The following is a 21903-nucleotide window of genomic DNA, read 5'->3' on the forward strand; positions in this document are numbered from 1 at the left end:
GCAGCAGCAGCGGAGCCGTGTGCCCCGTCGCCACCACCGCGACGTCGTCACCGGCGAAGCCCTCGACGTCCTCGCGAATCCGTCCGACCAGGCCGTCGACCAGCCCGGCGAAGCCGAATACCGCTCCGGCCTGCATGCATTCGACGGTGTTCTTGCCCACCACCGAACGGGGACGGGACAGCTCCACCCGGCGCAGCGCGGCGGAGCGGGCCGCGGCCGCATCCGAGGAGACCTGCACGCCGGGCGCGATCGCGCCGCCGAGGAATTCGCCCTTGGCCGACACGACGTCCACACAGATCGAGGAGCCGAAGTCGATGACGATCGCGGCGCTTTGAAACCGGTGAAAGGCCGCCAGGCAGTTGACGATTCGGTCGGCACCCACTTCTTTCGGGTTGTCGACCAAGAGCGGGATGCCGGTGCGCACGCCGGGCTCGATCAGCACGTGCGGCACCGACGGCCAGTACTGGTCCAGCATGATCCGAACCTCGTGCAGCACCGACGGCACGGTGGACAGGGCGGCGGCGCCGGTGAGTCGCTCGGAGTCGTCGCCGATCAGGCCGTCGATGGTCAGGGCCAGCTCGTCCGCGGTGACCTCGGACTCGGTGCGGATCCGCCACTGCTGCACGACCTTTGCGTGCTCTTTGGATCCGGAGATCAGCCCCACGACGGTGTGGGTGTTACGGACGTCGATCGCCAGCAGCACGGCTACCGCACAGTGATTCGGGGGTCGAGAAGCTCGGCCGCATCCGCGGGAACGAAGGCCGGATCGTGTCCCAGGTCGATGGGCCTGTTGTCCGCGTCGACGAACACGATTCGCGGCTGGTAGGAGCGCGCCTCCGCGTCTTCCATCGTCCCGTACGCGATCAGGATCACCAGATCACCCGGGTGCACGAGATGGGCGGCGGCGCCGTTGATCCCGATCACTCCACTGCCGCGCTCGCCGGTGATCGCATAGGTGACCAGGCGGGCGCCGTTGTCGATGTCCACGATGGTCACCTGCTCGCCCTCCAGCAGATCAGCGGCGTCCATCAGATCGGCGTCGATGGTCACCGAGCCGACGTAGTGCAAATCGGCCTGCGTCACGGTGGCGCGGTGAATCTTCGACTTGAGCATGGTCCGTAACATCAATTCCTCCAAGATGATTCACGGGGGTCCCGATATCCGTCCGGCCCAACGGGTGCCGGCGAAGTTTCGATCTCGATCGCGATGTTGTCCAGCAGCCGGGTGCTGCCCAGCCGGACGGCCACGAGCAGCCGCCCGGATCGGTTGGCCCGCAACGGGCCCAGCTCCGGATCACGCAACTCGAGGTAGTCGACCGTGAGCTCGGGCACCGCCTCGAGCACCGCGCGTGCCGCGTCCAGCGCGGCCTGCGGTCCGGCGTCCGCGGCATGGGCCCCCGCGGTCAATGCCGCCGACACCGCCACGGCCGCCTCGCGTTGCACCGGATCGAGGTAGCGGTTACGTGACGACATGGCCAGCCCGTCGGCCTCGCGGATGGTCGGCACGCCCACCACGGCGACGTCGATGTTCAGGTCGGTGACCATCTGCCGGATGAGCACCAGCTGCTGATAGTCCTTCTCGCCGAAGAACACTCGATCGGGGCGCACGATCTGCAGCAGCTTGCACACGACTGTCAGTACGCCGGCGAAGTGGGTCGGTCGCTGGCCACCTTCGAGGTCGGCGGCCAGCGGACCGGGCTGCACGGTGGTGCGCAGGCCGTCGGGGTACATCTCAGCGGCCGTTGGCGCGAACACGATTTCGACGCCTTCGCCCCGCAGGAGCGCCACGTCGTCGTCGAGGGTCCGGGGGTAGGCGTCCAGGTCTTCCCCGGCGCCGAACTGGAGCGGGTTGACGAAGATCGACACCGCGACCACCGAGCCGGGCACCCGCTTGGCGGCGCGCACCAAAGCGAGGTGGCCGTCGTGCAGGGCGCCCATGGTGGGCACCAGCATCACCCGGCGGCCGGTGTGCCGCAGCGCGCGGGAGACGTCGGTGACGTCGCGCGGGCGCGAGTAAACGTTGAGTTCGCCGGCCTTGAAGGCGGGCGGTTTGCCCGCTCTCATCCCGCCAGCACCTCGAGGACGTCGGCGGGAGCGTGGGCGCGCCGGGCGGTCCGCAGGGCGTTCACCCGGTACGCCTGCGCGAGTTCCGGGTCGGCCTGGTTCAACGCGGCCAGGTGCCCGGCGACCGCGGCCGCGTCACCGCGTGCGACCGGGCCGGTGAGGGCGGCCTGCCCGCGTTGCAGGGTGTTCTCCAGCGCCGCCCGCGCCAGCGGCCCGACGATGCGTTCGGCGATGCCGCCCGGCTGGTCGTCGACGGACTGTTGCCCGAGCAGTTCGCTGCCACGCAGCGCGGCCCGCAGCGCCTCGAGCGCGTCGGCGAGGACCGTCACCAGGTGGTTGCTCGCGTGCGCCAGCGCGGCGTGGTAGAGCACCCGCGCTTCCTCAGGCACGGAGAACGGCTCGCCGCCCATCTCGAGGACGAGCGACTGCCCGATCGCGTACCCCACCTCGTCGGCGGCGGTGATGCCGAAGCAGGTGTCCGCCAGCCGGTTGATGTCCTCATCGGAGCCGGTGAACGTCATCGCCGGGTGAATCGCCAGCGGGATGCAACCGTCCTGGGCCAGCGGCGCGAGAATGCCGACCCCGTTGGCGCCGGAGGTGTGGGCGACGATCGTGCCCGGCCGCACCGACGACGTCGCGGCCAAGCCGGACACCAGGCCGGCCAGCTCGCTGTCGGGAACGGCCAGCAACAGCAGCTCGGCGCCGGCCGCCACGTCCGGCGGCGACGCCACCGGGGTGTCGGGCAGTCGACGCTGCGCCCGCTGGCGCGACGCGTGGGAGATGGCGCTGCAGGCGACCACGACATGGTCGGCGCGCTCCAGCGCGACACCGAGCGCGGTGCCCACCCGGCCGGCCGAGATGACTCCCACCTTGAGCCTGGCCGGGCGCAAACCGTCGAACTGCACCATCGCAGACGACCTCACAGATTTCTTTCGTTCGTTCCGGTCCCACCTCGTGGGTACCGTTCGGTCACTAAAACTCTAGTCGATCAGCGGGCCCCGACCAATGAAAGCCCCGTGTGAGGAAGCTCCCAGCTCAGCCGTCGCGGCGCCGCCGCCGGCCGCCCTCGGACGGCTGGACCTGCAGCCGCGCCAGCAACTCCGCAACCGACTGACCGCCGGTCGGGGGGCCTTCGCCCGGCCCGTCCGGGGCCTGCGCCAGCGGGTCCGCGCCGCCATGGCGGGGGGCGTGCTCCGGCGGTGGCGGCGGGGCGAGCCGCGGCGGTGGTGGTGGCTCCCCGTCGGTGTGGGGTGACGGTGAATGCGGCGGCGCTGGAGGCGGGGGCGTGGCCGCCGCGGGAATGGGGCCGGACGCGAACGCGGGCTCGCTCGGGGGCGCGAAGCCGGGGGCGCCGTAGTCGCGGTACTCGGCCGAGTGGCGCGACCGCGCCCGGCGACCCGGCTCACCGAACGGCGGCGGCGGCTCGTCGCGGGGGGCCGCCCATGCCTGGTCCGGCTCGGAGTGGCGGGCGCGTCGCCGCCGGCCCGACGTCTCCTCGCCCGGCGGGGCGGACTCATCGGCACCGGCCCAGTTGCTTCCCGGCGCGCCGGGCGGCAACCACAGCCCCGACGCACCCACCGGCTGCCAGCCTTGCACCTGCGGCTCCGGCTGCGGCGCCGGCGGCTGCTGACGCGGTTCGAAGCGCGGCTCGGGCTCGGGCGGTGCGGCGCTGTACGACGGCTGCGGTGGGGCCGGCGGTGGCGGCTCCTGCGGCGGTTCGTACTGGTAGGGGACCCGGTCGCGGCGGGGCTGCGGCGGGCTCTGGGGCTGCCGGGGCGGCAACAGCGGTTCCTCGGGCACGTCGATGATCGCCGTCTCGTCGGCGCGGCCCGCCGGGTTGTCCTGGGGGACCGAGCTGACCCGATCGCTGGCGACCCAGTCGTAGGGCGCGTCACGCGGGGTCTCGCCGTTGCGGTCCCACTCGCTGTACGCGCGTTCGGGGGCCGCCTCCGCTTCGGGCGTCTCGAGGGCCGGCCGCTGGGCGAGGTCGGTGTCGAACAGGATCTCCAGGCTGGTGCGCAGCGCGCTCAATTCCGCGCGCAGCTCGGCCAGGTCGTCGGCGGCTTGTGCGCGCAGCTCGGATGCCAGCTCGCGACGCAGCTGGGACTCGACGGTCAGCTCGTACTCGCGCCGGGCGGAGATCTCCCGATCCAGCTGCAAGTCGTACACCAGCTTCAGGTCGCGGACGCGGGATTGATCCGCATCGCTCTGACGGCGGTACAGCACCGAGACGAACGCGCCGGCGACTGCGGCCCACAGGGCCAGGATTACAGCGAGCTTGAGGAGTTCCACCCGATTGGTGAAAACCAAAGCGGAACTGGCCCCCATCGCAAGGACCAGCAACGCGGTCAAGAGCACCCACCCCGGCCTGCGGCCGCCGCGCCGAACCCGGGCGCCGCGGGACAGAACGGTCATGGCCTGACTGTACCTGCGCGAGGTCAATCCGCGTGTCGCCCTACTCCGGCGATTCTCACGCTGTTGTTACCCGGGTCACAGGGGGGCTAGTTTTCGGCACCCTCGCCGTGCTCGGTCTGGTCCGGTGGCGACTTGCAGCAATGCTGCAGCCACAGCGCGGCGAGGAGCAGCGCCAGCGCGCTGACGGCGGCGACCACGGCGCCGGTGGTGTCCTCGGCGGCCGCCCGCAACCAGGATCGCCGCGGCAGGAAATACACCAGGATCCCGGCCCACCAGCCCAACATCAGCGCGCCTACCCAGGCCGACGCCTTGGCGACCATCAGGCTGCGGGCCACCGCCAGCGGGTGCAGCCAGCCGGGGCCGACCCCGATTTCGCCGTCGTTGATTTTGGTCCGCACGTAGCGCGCCCACAGGGCTTCGCCGACGGCGACGGCCAGCAACGACAGACCGGTCCACACCGTGATCGGCGGAAACCATCGGTAGAGGCCGTTGACCAGCAAATAACCAACCACCGCCGCGGCTACCACCGCGGCCGTCAGGTCACGTTTCCTGGTCGGCCCCATCAGCCTTCCGGACTCCGGTCTGCCGGGTCCGTGCCCGGCCGGTGCAGCTTGAGGTCGGTCAACCGGACGCTTTCCCGGTCTGCGGGGTCCAGCTGGGCCAGCAGGCCCGAGACGGGCTGAGCGTCCCCGGCGACGGTCAGCTGGGCATCGGGGTCGATGGCGAGCCAGGGAATCATCACGAAGGCACGCAGGTGGGCCAATGGGTGCGGCAACGTCAGATTGTTCTCGCGGGAGATCACCTCCGCCTCGCCGTAGCAAGCGATCAGGTCGACGTCGAGGGTGCGCGGGCCCCAGCGCTCGCCCCGCACCCGGCCGGCAGCCCGCTCGAACTCCTGCGCCCGGCGCAACCAGCACTGGCCGTCGCAGGCCGGGTCGTTGGCGATCAGCACCGCATTGAGAAACGGCGCCTGGTCGACGCGGCCCCACGGGTCGGTCTCGTACACCGGGGAGACCGCGAGCACCGTCTCGCCCAGCCCGTCGACGACGGACTGCAACCGGGCCAGGCGGTCGCCCAGGTTGGAGCCGATGGAGAGGACCACCCAAGTCATAGGCGCCGCTCCGCCGGGATCACCGAACCGCGGCCGCCGCGCCGAGACCGGCGCACCACCACCGCGACGTCGGCGAACTGCTGCGTGATCGGAGCCTGCGGCTTGTGCACCACCACCTCGACGGCATGCACGCGGTCGTCCTGCATCACCCGATCGGCGATCTCACCCCCGACCGCTTCGATCAGGTTGCGCGGCGGCCCGGCCACGATGTCGGCCGCCAGCTGGGCCAGCCGGCCGTAGTCGTAGGTGTCGGCCAGCTCGTCGCTGGCGGCGGCGTCCGCGAGGTCGATCCACACGGTCATATCGATGACGAAATCCTGCCCGTCGGCGCGCTCGTGCTCGAAAACCCCGTGTCGCCCACGAATCGTCAACCCCCGCAATTCGATTCGATCAGCCATCGTCTCCAGCCAGCTCGGTCTGCTGCGATTCGGTCTGCGCCCAGGCCCCGACCACCTTGAGGGCATCGGCCGTGGCCCGCACGTCGTGCACACGAACACCCCACGCCCCGTACAGCGCTGCCAACGCGGAGATCACCGCTGTCGCTGTCTCGCGGCCGGCGGGCGGTCGCGGCGAGCCATCCGGCCCGGCTAACAACGTACCGAGGAACCTTTTACGGGATGCACCCAGCAGCACGGGGATTCCGGTGGCCACCAACTGCGGCAACGCGCGCAGCAGCGCCCAATTGTGTTGAGCCGTCTTGGCGAACCCGAGTCCCGGGTCGATCACCAGCTTGGCGGGGTCTACACCGGCCGCCACCGCGTCGTCGACGCTGGCGAGCAGCTCGGCGCGCACTTCGGCAACCACGTCGTCGTAGTGCGGAGCCGCATGCGGGCGCTCGGCGGACACCGAACGCCAGTGCATCAGCACCCAGGGCACGCCGGCCTCGGCCAACAGCGGAGCCATCGCGGGATCGGCACGCCCGCCCGACACGTCGTTGACGATCCGCGCGCCGTTCTGCAGCGCCGCGCGCGCGACATCAGCGTGCATGGTGTCTATGCTTACCGTTATTCCCTCTGCCACAAGCTCTTTGACGACGGGAATCACGCGAGAGGTCTCGATCTGGGAGTCGATCCGCGTGGCGCCGGGCCGAGTTGACTCGCCTCCGACGTCGACGATGTCGGCGCCCTCGGCGGCCAACGCCACCCCATGCGCCACGGCGTTGCCGGTGTCGAGATAGCGGCCGCCATCGGAGAACGAGTCGTCAGTGACGTTCAGGACTCCCATCACCCGCACAGGCGCCGGCTCACTTACGCAAAATGAGGTCGAGCGCTTCGGCTCGAGAAGCGGCGTTGGATTTGAACTGCCCGCGCACCGCCGAGGTGGTGGTAACGGCGCCGGGCTTGCGAACGCCGCGCATGGCCATGCACAGGTGCTCGGCCTCGATCACGACGATCACCCCGCGCGGATTGAGCTTCGTCATCAGGGCGTCGGCGATCTGGCTGGTCAGCCGTTCCTGCACCTGCGGGCGCTTCGCGTAAAGGTCGACCAGCCGCGCGATTTTGGACAGCCCGGTGACGCGCCCGTCGGCCCCTGGGATGTACCCGACATGGGCGACACCGTGGAACGACACAAGATGGTGTTCGCAGGTGGAGTACAGCGGGATCTCCTTGACCAGCACCAGTTCGTCGTGCTCCTCGTCGAACATGGTGTTCAGCACGCTGTCGGGGTCGGTGTAGAGCCCGGCGAACATCTCTTGGTAGGCACGGGCGACGCGGGCCGGCGTCTCACGCAGGCCGTGCCGGTCCGGGTCCTCGCCGATGGCGTACAACAACTCTCGGACTGCGGCCTCGGCGCGCTCCTGGTCGAACACCCGAGTTGAGGGGGTGGCGGTGTCCGGGCCCAAACCGGTTACTGCCATCGAATCCTCCGTTCGTCAGCCGTGAGCCGGCGGATTGGACCGGCTCACGTCGTCGTCCTGCTGGTCGGGAGACCTTGCGCCGTCCGGGTCGGGCAGACTCGGCGGCGGGTAGGGCGGATACGGCGGGTAGGGGGGCTGCGCCTGCCCTTGCTGACCGGGGTGGGTCTGCTGGCCCGGGTGCCCGTGCTGGCCGGGATAACCCGGGTAGTGCCCCGCCGGCTGCGGCCAGTACGGCTGTTGCGGGGCCTGCGGCGGCGGATACCAGTAATTCGGCTGCTGGTCCTGCGGCGGCCATCCCGGTGCGTGCCAGCCCGCCGGCGCACCGTAGTCGGGCTGGGTGGGTGCATGCGGCACGCCCGGACGGTGGCCGGATGCCTGAGAACCATTGCCGCCGTTGTTGTTTCGGTCCGCATCCGCCCCCGCGGCCGCGGCGGCCTGGCTGGCGCGCGCGATGGCCGCCTTGAACGCCGGCTCGGGGACCGGCGGCGGCCACGGCTCGCCGCGCTCCATCGCCAACTCGCCGGGCGTCTTGATCGGCGGTTTGTCCGACGGGATGCGGCCGCCGAAATCGTCGAACATGGTGAGCCGGGGCCGCTTTTCGACGTCGGCGAAGATGCCCTCCAGCTCGGCCCGGTGCAGCGTCTCCTTTTCCAGGAGCTCGCCGGCCAGTGTGTCGAGCACGTCGCGGTATTCGGTGAGGATCTCCCACGCCTCGGTGTGAGCCGCCTCGATCAGCTTGCGGATCTCGTCGTCGATGTCGCGGGCGACCTCGTGAGAGTAGTCGGCCTGCGTTCCCATGGTGCGGCCCAGGAAGGGGTCACCGTGTTCGGTGCCGTACTTGACCGCGCCCAGCTTGGAACTCATCCCGAATTCGGTGACCATCGCGCGGGCCACCTTGGTGGCCTGCTCGATGTCGGACACCGCGCCCGTCGTCGGCTCCCGGAACACCAGTTCCTCGGCGGCGCGTCCGCCCATCGCGAACACCAGTTGCGCGATCATCTCCGAGCGGGTCCGCAGACCCTTGTCTTCCTCGGGCACCGCGACCGCGTGGCCGCCGGTCCGACCGCGCGCCAGGATGGTCACCTTGTAGATCGGCTCGATGTCCGGCATCGCCCAGGCGGCCAGGGTGTGCCCGCCCTCGTGGTAGGCGGTGATCTTCTTTTCCTGCTCGCTGATGATGCGGCCCTTGCGGCGCGGGCCGCCGATCACCCGGTCCACCGCCTCTTCGAGCGCGGCGCTGGTGATGACGGTGCCGTTCTCCCGGGCGGTCAGCAGCGCCGCCTCGTTGATGACGTTGGCCAGGTCGGCGCCGGTCATGCCGACGGTGCGTTTGGCCAGCCCGGCGAGGTCGGCGTCGGGGCCGATCGGCTTGCCCTTGGAGTGCACCTCGAGCACCGCTTTGCGGCCCGCCAGATCCGGGTTGGACACCGGGATCTGCCGGTCGAAGCGGCCGGGCCGCAGCAGCGCGGGGTCCAGGATGTCGGGCCGGTTGGTGGCCGCGATGAGGATGACGCCGGCGCGTGGGTCGAAGCCGTCCATCTCGACCAGCAGCTGGTTCAGCGTCTGCTCGCGTTCGTCGTGGCCGCCGCCCAGGCCGGCACCGCGCTGTCGGCCCACCGCGTCGATCTCGTCGACGAAGATGATGCACGGGTTGTTCTGCTTGGCCTGTTCGAACAGGTCGCGCACCCGCGATGCGCCGACGCCGACGAACATCTCGACGAAGTCGGAGCCGGAGATGGTGAAGAACGGGACTCCGGCCTCGCCGGCCACCGCGCGTGCCAGCAGCGTCTTACCGGTTCCCGGCGGACCGTAGAGCAACACGCCCTTGGGGATCTTGGCGCCCAGCGCCTGATAGCGGCCGGGGTTCTGCAGGAAGTCCTTGATTTCGTACAGCTCTTCGACCGCCTCGTCGACGCCAGCGACGTCGGCGAACGTGGTCTTGGGCATGTCCTTGTTGAGCAGCTTCGCCCGTGATTTGCCGAACCCGAAGCCCATTCGGGCACCGCCCTGCATGCGGGAGAACATCACGAACAGGCCCACCAGCAACAGCAGCGGCAACACGTAGACGAGCAGCTCGCCCAGGATGCTGCCCTGGTTGACGACCGTGCTGACCTTCGCGTTCTTCGCGCTCAGCGCGTTGAACAGGTCGACGGCGTACCCGCTCGGGTATTTGGTGATGACCTTGTCGGAATTGTCGGTGTCGTTGTTGCCCTTTTTCAGGGTCAGCCGCAGTTGCTGCTCGCGGTCGTCGATCTGCGCGCTCTTGACGTTGTCGCCGTTGATCTGCGCCACCGCCACCGACGTGTCGACGGGCTTATAGCCGCGGGTGTCGTCGCTGAAATAGAAGAACGACCAACCGAGGAGCACCACGACGGCAATCGCCGTGATGGTGCGGATAACGTTTTTCCGGTTCATCAATCATCGGCCTTGCTGGCCAGGTCCTTCCCCGATATACACGCAGCTGGAAAAGTCCAGGTTACCGCTAGTGGCGATCGCGAGTCCCGGCAGAGCCGGGGCGCTGCGGGTCGCCACCATCTGCACAGTGGCGATCGCGAGTCCCGGCAGAGCCGGGGGGCTGCGGGTCGCCACCATCTGCACAGTGGCGATCGCGAGTCCCGGCAGAGCCGGGGCGCTGCGGGTCGCCACCATTCTCTGGATACAACGACGACGGGTTCCCGACCAGCCGGGCACGCCGAGCGTCACGCCAGCGTGACGGTGGCCTGCGCTGGTCACGCCAGCGTGACGTTCGGTGGGTGAGCCTGTCGGGTCTCCCATCATTCGTAATAGCGAGCCTCGATCACGTTGCCGTCCGGATCGGCGAAGTAGTAAGCCTGCGGTGCCCAGCCCTGGGCGCCGAAGTTGGGGCCCAACCGCGCGCTGGTGTCCACGCCCTCCGCTCGCAGACGCTGGTCCAACGCGTCGTATTCGGACTTCGATAGCGCAAGGCACACGTGATTCACCGGGTGGCCGGCGCTGCCGTCCGTCCGCGTCAGCGCCTCGGTGCCAGCGATATTGGCGATCGGCGACAGGTCGATGATGGCGTCCTCACACACCCGAACACTCGGGAACGGAGCGTCACCGGCCTCGAACTCGGCAAACCGGACCGGCGCCAACCCGACCACCCTCGTATAGAAATCCATCGACGCGCGCGGATCGCTCGTCCAGAGGACGACGTGGTCGAGCCGCTTCATGCGGGGTCCACCTGCTTCCACTGAAATGCGAGTGCCTCATGGCGATATCTACCAGGCGACCAAAGTGATTGGAACGGTATTCGCAATCAGCGCGAATACTTCTCAGCCCCGGAGGGGGTGTGCTTTGGTGACATGGTGCTCAAATCAACCGAACGGTTAGTAGAGACCAACGGTGTACGGCTGCGGGTGGTCGAGGCGGGAGAGCGCGGCGCGCCCGTGGTGATCTTGGCTCATGGCTTTCCCGAATTGGCCTATTCGTGGCGCCACCAGATACCGGTTCTGGCCGAGGCCGGCTATCACGTTCTGGCGCCCGATCAGCGTGGCTACGGCGGCTCCTCTTGCCCCGAGGCGATCGAGGCCTACGACATCCACCACCTGACGGCCGACCTGGTCGGCCTGCTCGACGACGTCGGCGCCGAGCGTGCCGTCTGGGTCGGACACGACTGGGGCGCCGCCGTCGTGTGGAATGCGCCGCTGCTGCACCCGGATCGGGTTGCGGCCGTCGCCGGGCTCAGCGTCCCGGCCGTTCCCCGCTCGCATGTGGCGCCGACGAGGGCGTGGCGCAAGATGCTCGGCGACAAGTTCTTTTACATCCTGTACTTCCAGGAGCCGGGCGTCGCCGACGCGGAACTCAACGGTGACCCCGCGCGCACGCTACGCAGGATGCTGGGCGGCCTGCGGACATCGGGTGACCCGCTCGCCGCGGCGCGCATGGTGGCGCCCGGTGACGAGGGGTTCATCGATCGCCTTCCCGAACCCGACCGGCTGCCGGACTGGCTCAGCCAGGACGAGCTCGACCACTACATCAGCGAGTTCTCCCGCACCGGATTCACCGGTGGCCTGAACTGGTATCGCAACTTCGACCGCAACTGGGAGACCACCCCGGAGCTAGCCGACGCCAAAATTACTGTGCCTGCACTCTTTATCGGCGGCACCGCCGACCCGGTGCTGACGTTCACCCGCGCCGACCGCGCATCGCAATTGATCACCGGCTCCTACCAACAGGTGATGCTCGAAGACGCGGGGCACTGGCTGCAGCAGGAACGGCCGGAAGAGGTCAACGCGGCCCTATTGGATTTCCTCAACGGATTGGAGCTGCGATGAGTGCCCCCCTGCGGTTCGGTGTCTTCATCACACCGTTTCACCCGATCGGCCAATCGCCAACGGTGGCTTTGGAATACGACATGGAGCGAGTCGTCGCGCTGGATCGGCTCGGCTTTGACGAGGCATGGTTCGGCGAACACCACTCCGGCGGCTACGAACTGATCGCCTGCCCGGAGGTGTTCATCGCGGCCGCTGCGGAGCGGACGAAGCACATCCGGCTGGGCACCGGAGTGGTCTCGCTGCCCTACCACCACCCGCTCATGGTGGCCGATCGATGGGTGCTGCTCGACCACCTCACCCGCGGCCGGGTGATGTTCGGCACCGGCCCCGGCGCGCTGCCGTCGGACGCCTACATGATGGGCATCGACCCGGTCGATCAACGGCACATGATGCAGGAGTCGCTCGAGGCGATCCTCGCGTTGTTCCGGGCCGGCCCCTCGGAGCGGATCGACCGCCACACCGACTGGTTCACATTGCGCGAGGCGCAACTGCACATCCGGCCCTACACCTGGCCCTACCCCGAGATATCGACCGCGGCAATGATTTCGCCGTCCGGACCGCGGCTGGCGGGTGCGTTGGGCACGTCGTTGCTGTCGCTGTCGATGTCGGTGCCGGGCGGCTTCGCCGCCCTGGAAACCACCTGGGACGTGGTGCGCGAACAGGCCGCCAAAGTCGGCCGGGACGAGCCGGACCGGGCCGACTGGCGTGTTCTGAGCATCATGCACATCGCGGACAGCCGGGAAAAGGCGATCGACGACTGCACCTACGGCCTGCAGGATTTCGCCAACTACTTCGGCGCGGCCGGGTTCGTACCGTTGGCCAACTCCGTCGAAGGCGCCCAGTCACCGCACGAGTTCGTCGAGGACTACGCCGCCAAGGGCAATTGCTGTATCGGCACGCCCGACGATGCCATCGCCCACATCGAGGACCTGCTCGAGCGCTCCGGTGGCTTCGGCACGTTGCTGATGCTGGGGCACGACTGGGCCTCCCCCGAGGCGACGTATCACTGCTATGACCTGATGGCGCGCAAGGTGATTCCTCATTTCAAAGGGCAGCTCGAAGCGGCGCGGTCATCGCACGACTGGGCCAAGGGCAATCGCGATCAGCTGATCGGCCGAGCCGGTGAGGCAGTGGTGAAGGCCATCTCCGAGCACGTCGACGAACAGAAGGGCGTGAAAAGCTGATGCGCGCTGCGGTATTGCGAAACGGCCGAATGGTCTACCGGGACGATGTGCCGGATCCCGTGCCGGAGGCAGGGCAGGTGCTCGTCGGCGTGCGGGCATGCGGGATCTGCGGCTCCGACCTGCATTTCGCCGCGCACGGCGCGCAGGTGCTCGAGATGACCGATCGGGTGGCCGGCGGCCGGAGCGGCATGCACGTCGACCTCGACCACGACATCTTCATGGGACACGAGTTCAGCGCCGAGGTGCTCGAGGCAGGCCCCGATACCGAAACCCTCCCGCCCGGAACGCTGGTAACCTCGCTCCCGGTGTTGCTGTCGGCCAAGGGTGCCGAGCCAATCGTCTACAGCAACAGCACAATCGGCGGCTATGCCGAACGCATGCTGCTGTCCGCGCCGCTGCTGCTGGCCGTCCCCAACGGCTTGGACTTCAGGCAGGCGGCCCTGACCGAACCCTTGGCGGTGGGCTTGCACGCCGTCAACAAGTCCAACATCTCCTCCGGAGAGACGGCCCTGGTCATCGGCTGCGGTCCGATCGGCATAGCGATCATCGCGGCTCTGCGTGCCCGCGGGGTGGAAAACATTGTGGCATCAGATTTTTCGCCGAAGAGGCAGGAGCTGGCCACCGCCATGGGCGCCCATCAAACGCTGGACGCTTCGCAGGGTTCGCCGTTCGACGTCGCCAAACCAGCCGTGGTGTTCGAAGCGGTCGGCGTGCCCGGGATCATCGACGACGTGCTGCTCCGGGCCCGGCCCGGCACCCGCCTGGTGGTCGCGGGCGTTTGCATGCAGCCCGACACCTTGCATCCGTTCTTCGCGATCGCCAAAGAGATCAACGTCCAGTTCGTGCTCGCTTACACCCCGGAGGAATTCACCGACTCGCTGCGTGCACTGGCCGAGGGCGACATCGACGCCAGCCCGCTGATCACCGGGGAGGTCGGGCTGGACGGGGTCGGCGCGGCCTTCGACGACCTCGCCGACCCCGAGCGCCACTGCAAGGTTCTCGTCACCCCTTAGGCCCCTGGTGTCGACCCGCCGCGCCCCTAGGCCCAACTGGACCCGACAGCGCTGTCGGTGCCCGCCATGTTGCTGCCGGCGGTTTGCACGTTCTGCCCGTGCGCGTTGGCCTGCTCGTAGATCACCTGGAAGTTGCGGCCCAGCTGAATGATGAACTCCTGGCACGCCGCGGACCCCGCGCCGCCCCAAAAGTCGCCGGAAGCAAGAACATCGCGAACGATGGCCTGGTGCTCGGCCTCCAGTGACGCGGCCTGCGCGCGGATGGTGGCGCCGTGGGCGTCGACATCGCCGAATTGATAGTTGATTGTCATCGTTACTCGTCTCCTGTTTGTCGGTGGGCTAGGTGCCCAGGCTTTGCTGCGAGGCCTGCTCTTGCTGCTCGTAGTTGTTGGCGTCGCGGATGAGCCCGTCGCGCACGCCGTGAAGCATGTTGACGATGTTGCGGAAGGCCTGGTTGACCTGACCCATGGTGTCGTACGAGGTCGCCTGCGCCTGACCGCTCCAGCCCGAGCCGGCGATGTTCATCGAGGACGCCCACATCTTGCGGGCCTCGTCCTCGACCGTCTGGGCGTGCACCTCGAAACGGCCCGCCATCGCCCGCATCTCGTGCGGATCCGTCATGAATCGTGCTGTCATTACATTTCTCCTTCGAAAGTGATTGTCAATACTGAGGTTTGGTCGTTAAATCCTCGAAGTTCCCTCTCTCCCTTCCGTCATCCGACCAGCTGGGGCAATACAGTGGCGCGAGTCGGTGCCGCAGCGCCGAATCCGCGCATCTCCATGCCGCCAACCTGACCCGCCGGGATACCGCGCGGAGCCAGCATCGGTGCGCCGGCACTGCCCAACGGGGTGGCGGTCGGGCCGGCGACCTCGGGAGTCGCGGCTTGCCAACTCGGCGGCACCGACAAACCTCCAACAGGAGCCGCCTGGCCCATGGCCGCGGATGGCATCAACCGCGCGGGCGCCAGCATCTGCGGCGCGCGCATGGACGGCGCGGCCGGCACCAGGTGCTGCATTCCGGGCATCCCGACCCGCGAGACAGCGCCGGGTCCGAGCATTGCCGTCGCAAGGCCGGCGTTCGACGCCGTCGTCGCGCCCAATCCTGATGTGGCCGTACCGGCGCCCTGTCCTCCGAATGGCGTGCCGAGCAAGCCGGTGAAACTGCTGACGGCCGAAGGGAAGCTGCTCACGAATGACGACGCGGACGAATTGAGCGTGGACGGCAGGCCCATCGCCAGTCCCTGGGTGGCGCCCTGCATGTTGGCCGCACCCGCGGCCACGGCGCTGGACGCCGCCCCTCCGGGGTTGGTGGTCGGCGGCGCGACCGCCATCGGTGCCAACGTCGCCGCCGCGGCCGACGAGCCGGCGTAGGCGTACATGGCCGCGGCGTCTTGGGCCCACATCTCGGCGTACTGCGCCTCGGTGGCCGCGATCGCCGCGGTGTTTATCCCCAGAAAGTTGGTCGCGACCAACATCATCAGCAGTGACCGGTTGGCGGCGATCAACTGTGGCGGCACGGTAGCGGCGAACGCCGTCTCGTGCGCGACCGCGGCGGCCGTCGCCTGCATGCCGGCCTGCTCGGCCTGCGCGGCGGTCGCGTGCATCCAAGCCACGTAGGGCGCCGCCGCGGCCGCCATGGCCGCCGACGATGGGCCCTGCCAGCCGGCGTCGGTCAGGTTCAGGATCACCGACCCGTAGCTCGTCGCGGCCATCCGCAGCTCCGCGGCCAGCCCCTCCCATGCCATCGCCGCCGCCAGCATCGAATCTGGTCCCGGGCCCGCGTACATCAGGCCCGAGTTGATCTCCGGGGGCATCGCACCGAAATCCATTACTGCTTTCCTCTCTTACGGTCGTTTTCGCTATGCCAGCGCCGGCAAGGGCTTTGGGCCGGCGGCGGCTTTGATTGCGGCGTGCGCGTGCACGACGTGTTCGCCGGGCGTGCCGCCGGGCAGCTGCATGGGCAGCACCTTCTCGGCGGGTATGGCGGCAGCAAGGGGCACCCGGTGGACCGGTGCCGTCGGCGCCAGCTCGGCGGGTGAGACGTGCTGGGGCGCCATATCCGCGCGGGTGACATGCTGGGGCGCCAGCTCGGCGGGTGAGACGTGCTGGGGCGCCACGTCGGCGCGGGCGACATGCTGGGAGGGCGCTGCGTGCGCGGGCGCGACGTGCTCGACATGCTGGGCGGGCGCCATGTGTGCGGGAGGCGCAAGGTGCTGGGCGGGAGCGGGCGGGCGGGCGCCATAGTGACCGCGGCTGTACGGAGCCTGGTGGCGGCCGTAATTGGCCGCTCCATAGCCGTTATAGCCGCCGTGCTGCGATGGCATGTGCCCGCCATACCCGCCGCCGCTCCAGCCCGAGGCCGTGGACGCCGGGGGCGCGCCTGCGGTCGCCGGCCGGGCGGGCACCGTGGGGGTCACGCGGTTGGGCACGGCGGGCGCCACGCGACTGGGCATGGCAGGCGACGTGTGAGCGGGTCCGCCCGGAACCAGATGGACGGGCATGGCGGGTGCGACGCGGCCGCCCGCGGCTTGTGTCGCATTGGCGGCTTCGGTTCCGGCATACGAATCGGCGCTGATTCCCAGGGCGCTGACGAACTGCTCGTGGATCATGCTGGCCTCGGCGTTGATCGCCTGATACTGCTGGCCGTAAGCGGCGAAGGTGGCCGCGGTCATCGCCGAGACTTCGTCGGCGGCCGCCGGGACCACGCCCGTGATCGCAAACGCGGCCATCGAGTTGGCCGCGGTTAGCTCGGAGCCGATTGCCTGCAGCTGGCCCGCCGCGGCTAACAGCAGCTGGGGCTGCGTGGTCAGGAACGACATCTGGTCTTCTCCTCTGCAATGCCGGAATCCGGCTCGTGTTGTCGTGCTTGCGGACACTATGTCATAAATTCGGAATTGTTGTCTAGCACTCTGCCATGTTTTCATTTTTTCAGTCACGGACTCGCAGGTGGAGACACTTTGCCCGGGTTTCGGCACCGGGTTACTCTGGGTGGATGCCACGAACGAATGCCGCAGGTTGGGGGCTGAAGCGCCTGCTTGAAGCGACGCTGAACCGCGACATCACCATCGAGCAGTTGCGCGACGCCTGTGGCGTCACGAAAGGGCGCTGGTACGGGGCCGGCGGGCGCGCCAACGCGGACGACTTTCCCGATGCCGAAGAGGCCAGGCGCGCCGCGCACGCGTTCGGGCTCAGCGCCACCTGGCTACAGATAGAACTGGGCCTGATCACGCCCGAGGATGTGCACGCGGTCCTGGGCGACGGTCAGTCGCCGGATCCGTTCCGTGTGACGACCCGACAGCGCGTGCTGATGCCGAACCCGACGGCGGAGGGCTCGCGCGACTGAGCTCGCCGCAGTCATCTGTTTTTCGGCCCCTCTGGCCGCCACGACACCGCTCACGACCCCCGTCATGGAAAATGCGGCGGCCAATCTCGTCGTTGCGCACCCCCGTCTTGGTCTGCGACTCGGCCCGTAACGTCGCGAACCCGAAACCGGATGCCGTGCTCGCTTGCCGGCTTACTCTGCCGGCATGGATCGCATCTGGCAGTGGGCGTGGGACCGGTTCGGGGCGAGGTATTGGTGGGCGCTTTTGATAGCGGTTTTCACCTCGACACTGCCGGTCTTCCTGCTTTGGTCGTGGATCGTCGTCGCATTCGAGAAGTCCAGTCACTACGTGGAAGCATCTGTCGTCGCAACCGTCGTAACGCTGGTGATGAGCTTCGTAAGTCTTGTTCCCGGCATTGGACGGTTGCGACTGGCGCAACAGTGGGCGGCCGGCCGTGAGGTTGATCGGGCGAAGGCCCTGGCCGGTACCTATGCCTGGGTTCGAACGGCCGATATCCGAGCGTTTTGGTTGATAGCGACGTCGGTCGTGGTGCTCTTGACGGTTGTCGGTTTGATTGCCGGAGCTAGCGGGACGCGGCTGATTCAGTACGGGATCGTCGGTGCCGCCGCAGGATTGGCTACCGCGCTGATCGGTGTGCACAATTTCGGGGAGGGAGCGGCGCGACCCGTCAGGGCAGCCCTTGCCGAAAATACCGGCATCGGCGACGACTTCCCGCGCGCTCGTCCGACCTTCGCCACCTGGCTGGGCCTCTCGATAGCGGGCTCCATTTTCACCTTCTCCGCAATGGCCGCGATGGTGGCGGTAGCGCTGGATCGGGGCAGAGGAGTCCCGGTGCTCTCCCTTGTGACCGCCAGCGCCTTGACACTTGTCGTCGGGGTACCGATCACCGTCGTTGCGATGCTCTCGCCGTCATTTCGGCCCATTCGCGACCTCACCGATGCAACGGTGCGGGTGGGGGCCGGCGACTACGGACAACGCCTGCCGGTGGTCCAGGATGATGACCTCGGCGCGCTGGTGGCGTCGTTCAACCGCATGCAAGCGGGTTTGGCTGAGCGACAACGACTTCAGGCAGCATTCGGCACCTACGTCGACCCCGCCCTGGCGGCCAGACTGCTCGAACAGGGTGACGATGTTTTCACCGGCGAGCGCCGTGAGGTGACGGTGATGTTCGTCGACGTGCGCGACTTCACGCCGTACGCCGAGGCAAACACCGCCGAGGACACCGTTGCCCGCCTGAACGCGCTTTTCGAAATCGTGGTGCCTGCGGTCGTCGACGCCGGTGGGCATGTCAACAAATTCCTCGGCGACGGCGCTATGGCGGTGTTCGGAGCCCCCAACGACCTCACGGATCACGCGGACGCCGCGGTGAGCACCGCGGTGCGAATTCAACGCCGCGTCACAGAACTATTCGAAACGGACCTTCGGATCGGCATCGGCATCAACACCGGTACGGTGATCGCCGGAACCATCGGCGCCGCGGGAAAGCTGGAGTTCACCCTCATCGGCGACACGGTCAACGTCGCAGCGCGCGTCGAGCAGCTCACCAAGACCACCGGCGACGCAATCCTTCTCACCGGCCAGACCGTTGCCTCCCTGGCCACTCGACCGGCAACGCTCGCCGACCGCGGATTTCACGCGCTGAAAGGAAAATCCGCTGCACTGCACATCTATTGCCTCGACCCGCGGCGGGAGGCGATCTCAGGCTGACGCTCGGGAGGGGTGACCCATTTGGCGGAATCTTATCTTTCACATTCGCGGCCGCCATTCGATCGAAACCACTCAACGAACCACCGCAGGGCGAAATGTTCGCTAGCTCTGCATATTTCAGCTGACACGCTTCTAACGCTTCAACTCTCAGCCGCCCGCGGGGGGTTGAGCGATGACCGTCGGCCTGAAGCCGTATCGGGGCGCGACAAACTGGCCCGCGGCATTGCGGCCCGTCCCACCGAACGGCGTCATCGGCACCCCACCGACCGCATTCGTGGCGGGTTCGACCGCCCCAGCCGAATGGAATCCGTTGACCGCCAGGGTGACCGGCGAAGCGGCCGGGGCCGCGCTCGCCCAACCGGCCGGCACGGACAAACCACCGATTGACGCAGCCTTACCCACGGCACCGCCTATCGACCCGATCGAGCCCAGGCCTGCGCCGCCCGAAACCGCTGCGGGCAGAGTCGCTTCCGCGGCCTTGGCGGCGCCCTCGGTGGCGGACTTCGCGGCGGGCATCATGCCCTGAGCGATGCCCTGTATGTCCTTGAACGAGGTCGTGAATAGCCGTGTCGGTGAGATCAATCGGATGAACGCGTCGAAGGGCGTGCTGGCATCCAAGGTCTGCGACCCGGTCAGCCCCTCCAACAAATCGCCCAGCGGGCCGCCGATGACGAGCCCATCGCCTTCGGGGTTCAGACTGATTCCGCCCAGGGAAAACGTGGGGTTGGCAGCCGCGGGGTTGTTCGGCAACCCGGCCAGTGACGACAGCGTTTGCGGCACCGCGTCCAGTCCCTGCGTACCGCTGTTCGCGGCCGCTTGGGTCACCGCCGCGGCCTGACCCGCGACCCCGGCCGAATTGGTGGTGGGTGCCGCCGGCTCCAATGGCGGCAAGGTCGCCGCCGCAGCCGACGTGCCGGCGTAGCCGTACATTGCGGCTGCATCCTGAGCCCACATCTCGCCGTATTGGAACTCGGTGGCCGCGATCGCGGCGGTGTTCTGACCGAGGACGTTCGTCGCCAGCAGCTCCATCAAGAGGGCCCGATTCGCCGCGATCACCGGCGGCGGCACCGTTTCGGCGAACGCCGCCTCGTAGGCGCCCGCTGCCGCCATCGCTTGAGCGGCAGCCTCTTCCGCATGCCCGGCCGTGCCGCGGAGCCACGCCACTTGGGACGCGGCGGTCGCCAGCATGGCGGACGCGGCCGGGCCCTGCCACGGCCCGTCGCCTAGACCCGCGATCACCGAGCCATAGGCGGACGCCGCGGCATGCAACTCGGCTGCCAGCCCGTCCCACGCCGCCGCGGCACTCAGCAGCGGCCCCGAGCCGGGTCCCGAATACATCAGCGCGGAGTTGACCTCCGGCGGTAGCTGCGCGAAATCCAACATTGCGCTTCCGCCTAACCGACCGCGGCAGTGTTGACGATCTCCGTGGCGGCATAGGAACCGGCGCTGATACCGAGCGTCGTCGCCAGCTGCTCGCGAACCGCCGCGGCCTCGCCACTGACCGCCTGGAAGAGGCTCGCGTGCCACGAGAACTGCGCCGCGGTCAATATGGAAACCACATCCGCGGCGGCCGGAACCACCCCGGTCGTCGGCGCGGCCATGGCCGAATTGCCCTCCCGCACCGCCGCATTGATGCCATGCAGCTCTCCGGCCGCCGCCTCGATCGTTTCCGGCTGCGCCATCACGAACGGCATATCCCCTCCTCAAATCACCTTGTAATCAATAACTTTCAGCACCAGCTGTCGGGTACCGAATCAGACGCCTGGACACGTTAGGGGAGGCATGCCCAGGAAGGACAGCCTTGGGACTGCCAATTCATGACCGGGTCGGTAACTGTTCACTTAGCTGACCGGAAGTGCTGGAATATTTGGATTCTGCATGAAAGTTATTGCAAACCAATATGTTTAGCGTCATATATGTGCTTATATGTGGTTGCTGGATTAGCAGTCAACGTTTGCCTGCGGGATGCAGAGGACGGCCGAACGCCGCCGTGCGACGGGCGCATGCGGCCTGGGCGTGCCACAATGCCGGCGACATTACCGATTTGGCACCAATACCAATGGTGCACAGCGACATTCGCGCATAAGAACCGCCCGAATCGCCTGGTACCGGGCAACCCGTAGCCTCTGCTTGCGTCAACGGCTAAGGTGCCAGGCATGCCGGTCGCAAGGAATGCCCCGAGATTTGCCCGCAAGTGGATCACCCTGGTCGTCGCCGGGTTAGCTACCGCCACGGTGTCGGCCTGCGATTCCCCACCGTCGGCGCCCGCGCCCGGCGTGAATCCTCGTCAGGTCACCGTCTTGGGGTCGGGGCAGGTCCAGGGCGTTCCGGACACCCTGACCGCAGACGTCGGTATCGAATTCACCGCGCCCGACGTGACCTCGGCGATGAACCAGACCAACGACCGCCAGCAAGCGGTCATCAATGCGCTGGCCGGCGCGGGCGTCGACCGCAAGGACATCAGCACCACCGAGGTCACGCTGCAGCCACAGTTCAGCAATCCGGGGCCCAACGGGACCGCCACCATCACCGGGTACCGCGCCACCAATGCCATCACGGTCAGGATCCACCCGCCCGACTCCGCGTCGCGGATGCTGGCCCTCATCGTCGGCACGGGTGGCGACGCCACCCGAATCAAGTCGGTGAGCTACTCCATCACCGACGATTCGCAGTTGGTCAAGGATGCCCGCGCGCGAGCGTTCAACGACGCCAAGAACCGCGCCGAGCAGTACGCACAGCTGTCCGGACTCCGGCTGGGCCGAGTGCTGTCCATCTCGGAGGCGACCGAACCCACGACGGGTGGACCGCCCGCGCCACCGAGGGCCATGCCCAGCGCGGTCCCGCTGGAACCCGGCCAGCAGACCGTGAGCTTCTCGGTGACCGCGGTGTGGGAGCTGGACTGATCCGATGGCG

The 21903-nt window shown here is 68.2% G+C and carries 23 protein-coding genes and 1 pseudogene; 6 read left to right on the forward strand and 18 right to left on the reverse strand.

Annotated elements, in window-relative coordinates:
- From A5701_RS21725 to A5701_RS21785, 12 genes are all read right to left on the reverse strand, one after another.
- A partial coding sequence (locus A5701_RS21725; protein WP_067758694.1) for a type III pantothenate kinase occupies positions 1–703 on the reverse strand: 703 nt, incomplete at its 3' end.
- A gap of 2 nt (positions 704–705) precedes the next feature.
- Positions 706–1125: an aspartate 1-decarboxylase gene (gene panD, locus A5701_RS21730; protein ID WP_067758696.1), complete on the reverse strand. Its 420-nt coding sequence runs from the start codon at positions 1123–1125 to the stop codon at positions 706–708.
- Positions 1125–2063, reverse strand: coding sequence for a pantoate--beta-alanine ligase (panC, locus tag A5701_RS21735; RefSeq protein WP_067758699.1), 939 nt, complete (start codon positions 2061–2063; stop codon positions 1125–1127). The genes panD and panC overlap by 1 nt, the downstream gene beginning before the upstream one ends.
- Entirely contained in the window at positions 2060–2971 is a 912-nt protein-coding gene (locus A5701_RS21740) for a Rossmann-like and DUF2520 domain-containing protein (protein WP_067758702.1), read from the reverse strand. Before A5701_RS21740 ends, panC begins: the two co-directional genes overlap by 4 nt.
- Positions 2972–3098: 127 nt before the next feature.
- Positions 3099–4478, reverse strand: a complete 1380-nt coding sequence (locus tag A5701_RS21745) for a DUF6779 domain-containing protein (RefSeq protein WP_067758705.1) — start codon at positions 4476–4478, stop codon at positions 3099–3101.
- Between the two features lie 86 nt (positions 4479–4564).
- Positions 4565–5041 carry a DUF3180 domain-containing protein gene (locus A5701_RS21750; protein WP_067758708.1) on the reverse strand — a complete coding sequence of 159 codons (477 nt, stop codon included), beginning with the start codon at positions 5039–5041 and terminating at the stop codon, positions 4565–4567.
- Entirely contained in the window at positions 5041–5589 is a 549-nt protein-coding gene (gene folK, locus A5701_RS21755; RefSeq protein ID WP_067758711.1) for a 2-amino-4-hydroxy-6-hydroxymethyldihydropteridine diphosphokinase, read from the reverse strand. The genes A5701_RS21750 and folK overlap by 1 nt, the downstream gene beginning before the upstream one ends.
- Positions 5586–5987, reverse strand: a complete 402-nt coding sequence (gene folB / locus A5701_RS21760; RefSeq protein WP_067758713.1) for a dihydroneopterin aldolase — start codon at positions 5985–5987, stop codon at positions 5586–5588. Before folB ends, folK begins: the two co-directional genes overlap by 4 nt.
- Positions 5980–6813 (reverse strand): dihydropteroate synthase, encoded by an 834-nt coding sequence (folP, locus tag A5701_RS21765; RefSeq protein WP_067758818.1) that lies wholly within the window; start codon positions 6811–6813, stop codon positions 5980–5982. The genes folB and folP overlap by 8 nt, the downstream gene beginning before the upstream one ends.
- Positions 6814–6832: 19 nt before the next feature.
- Positions 6833–7447 (reverse strand): GTP cyclohydrolase I FolE, encoded by a 615-nt coding sequence (folE, locus tag A5701_RS21770; RefSeq protein WP_067758715.1) that lies wholly within the window; start codon positions 7445–7447, stop codon positions 6833–6835.
- 15 nt (positions 7448–7462) lie between these two features.
- Positions 7463–9862: an ATP-dependent zinc metalloprotease FtsH gene (gene ftsH / locus A5701_RS21775; protein WP_067758718.1), complete on the reverse strand. Its 2400-nt coding sequence runs from the start codon at positions 9860–9862 to the stop codon at positions 7463–7465.
- Positions 9863–10221: 359 nt separating this feature from the next.
- Complete coding sequence (locus A5701_RS21785; protein WP_067758729.1) at positions 10222–10638, reverse strand: VOC family protein; 417 nt, start codon at positions 10636–10638, stop codon at positions 10222–10224.
- 132 nt (positions 10639–10770) lie between these two features.
- On the opposite strand from A5701_RS21785, the gene A5701_RS21790 reads away from it, so the two are divergent.
- Genes A5701_RS21790 through A5701_RS21800 form a run of 3 tightly spaced genes read left to right on the forward strand, consistent with a single transcriptional unit; the run spans position 10771 to position 13939 of the window.
- A complete protein-coding gene (locus tag A5701_RS21790; RefSeq protein WP_067758732.1) occupies positions 10771–11742 on the forward strand; it encodes an alpha/beta fold hydrolase in 972 nt (323 codons plus the stop codon).
- A complete protein-coding gene (locus A5701_RS21795) occupies positions 11739–12926 on the forward strand; it encodes an LLM class flavin-dependent oxidoreductase (protein WP_067758737.1) in 1188 nt (395 codons plus the stop codon). The genes A5701_RS21790 and A5701_RS21795 overlap by 4 nt, the downstream gene beginning before the upstream one ends.
- Entirely contained in the window at positions 12926–13939 is a 1014-nt protein-coding gene (locus tag A5701_RS21800) for a zinc-binding dehydrogenase (RefSeq protein ID WP_067758740.1), read from the forward strand. The genes A5701_RS21795 and A5701_RS21800 overlap by 1 nt, the downstream gene beginning before the upstream one ends.
- Before the next feature lie 26 nt (positions 13940–13965).
- On the opposite strand, the gene A5701_RS21805 is transcribed toward A5701_RS21800, so the two are convergent.
- From A5701_RS21805 to A5701_RS28350, 4 genes and pseudogenes are all read right to left on the reverse strand, one after another.
- Positions 13966–14250, reverse strand: coding sequence for a WXG100 family type VII secretion target (locus tag A5701_RS21805; RefSeq protein WP_067758743.1), 285 nt, complete (start codon positions 14248–14250; stop codon positions 13966–13968).
- A gap of 28 nt (positions 14251–14278) precedes the next feature.
- A complete protein-coding gene (locus A5701_RS21810; RefSeq protein WP_067758745.1) occupies positions 14279–14575 on the reverse strand; it encodes a WXG100 family type VII secretion target in 297 nt (98 codons plus the stop codon).
- Positions 14576–14652: 77 nt separating this feature from the next.
- Complete coding sequence (locus tag A5701_RS21815) at positions 14653–15768, reverse strand: PPE family protein (RefSeq protein WP_067758747.1); 1116 nt, start codon at positions 15766–15768, stop codon at positions 14653–14655.
- Between the two features lie 696 nt (positions 15769–16464).
- Positions 16465–16758 (reverse strand): annotated as a pseudogene (locus tag A5701_RS28350) (PE family protein); the annotation flags it as partial.
- Between the two features lie 173 nt (positions 16759–16931).
- Between A5701_RS28350 and A5701_RS21825 the strand changes: the two are divergent.
- On the forward strand, positions 16932–17282 hold the full coding sequence (locus A5701_RS21825) for a hypothetical protein (protein ID WP_067758754.1): 351 nt from the start codon (positions 16932–16934) through the stop codon (positions 17280–17282).
- 184 nt (positions 17283–17466) lie between these two features.
- Entirely contained in the window at positions 17467–18990 is a 1524-nt protein-coding gene (locus A5701_RS21830; RefSeq protein WP_067758755.1) for an adenylate/guanylate cyclase domain-containing protein, read from the forward strand.
- 147 nt (positions 18991–19137) lie between these two features.
- On the opposite strand, the gene A5701_RS21835 is transcribed toward A5701_RS21830, so the two are convergent.
- The gene (locus A5701_RS21835) at positions 19138–20373 is read right to left on the reverse strand and encodes a PPE family protein (RefSeq protein WP_067758758.1); all 1236 of its coding nucleotides are present in this window, start codon (positions 20371–20373) and stop codon (positions 19138–19140) included.
- 11 nt (positions 20374–20384) lie between these two features.
- Positions 20385–20684 carry a PE family protein gene (locus tag A5701_RS21840; RefSeq protein ID WP_067758760.1) on the reverse strand — a complete coding sequence of 100 codons (300 nt, stop codon included), beginning with the start codon at positions 20682–20684 and terminating at the stop codon, positions 20385–20387.
- Between the two features lie 462 nt (positions 20685–21146).
- Between A5701_RS21840 and A5701_RS21845 the strand changes: the two genes are divergently transcribed.
- Positions 21147–21893 carry an SIMPL domain-containing protein gene (locus A5701_RS21845; RefSeq protein ID WP_067758763.1) on the forward strand — a complete coding sequence of 249 codons (747 nt, stop codon included), beginning with the start codon at positions 21147–21149 and terminating at the stop codon, positions 21891–21893.
- The last annotated feature ends 10 nt before the right edge of the window (positions 21894–21903 follow it).

The sequence above is a fragment of the Mycobacterium sp. E3305 genome (assembly GCF_001666785.1).
Taxonomy (GTDB): domain Bacteria; phylum Actinomycetota; class Actinomycetes; order Mycobacteriales; family Mycobacteriaceae; genus Mycobacterium.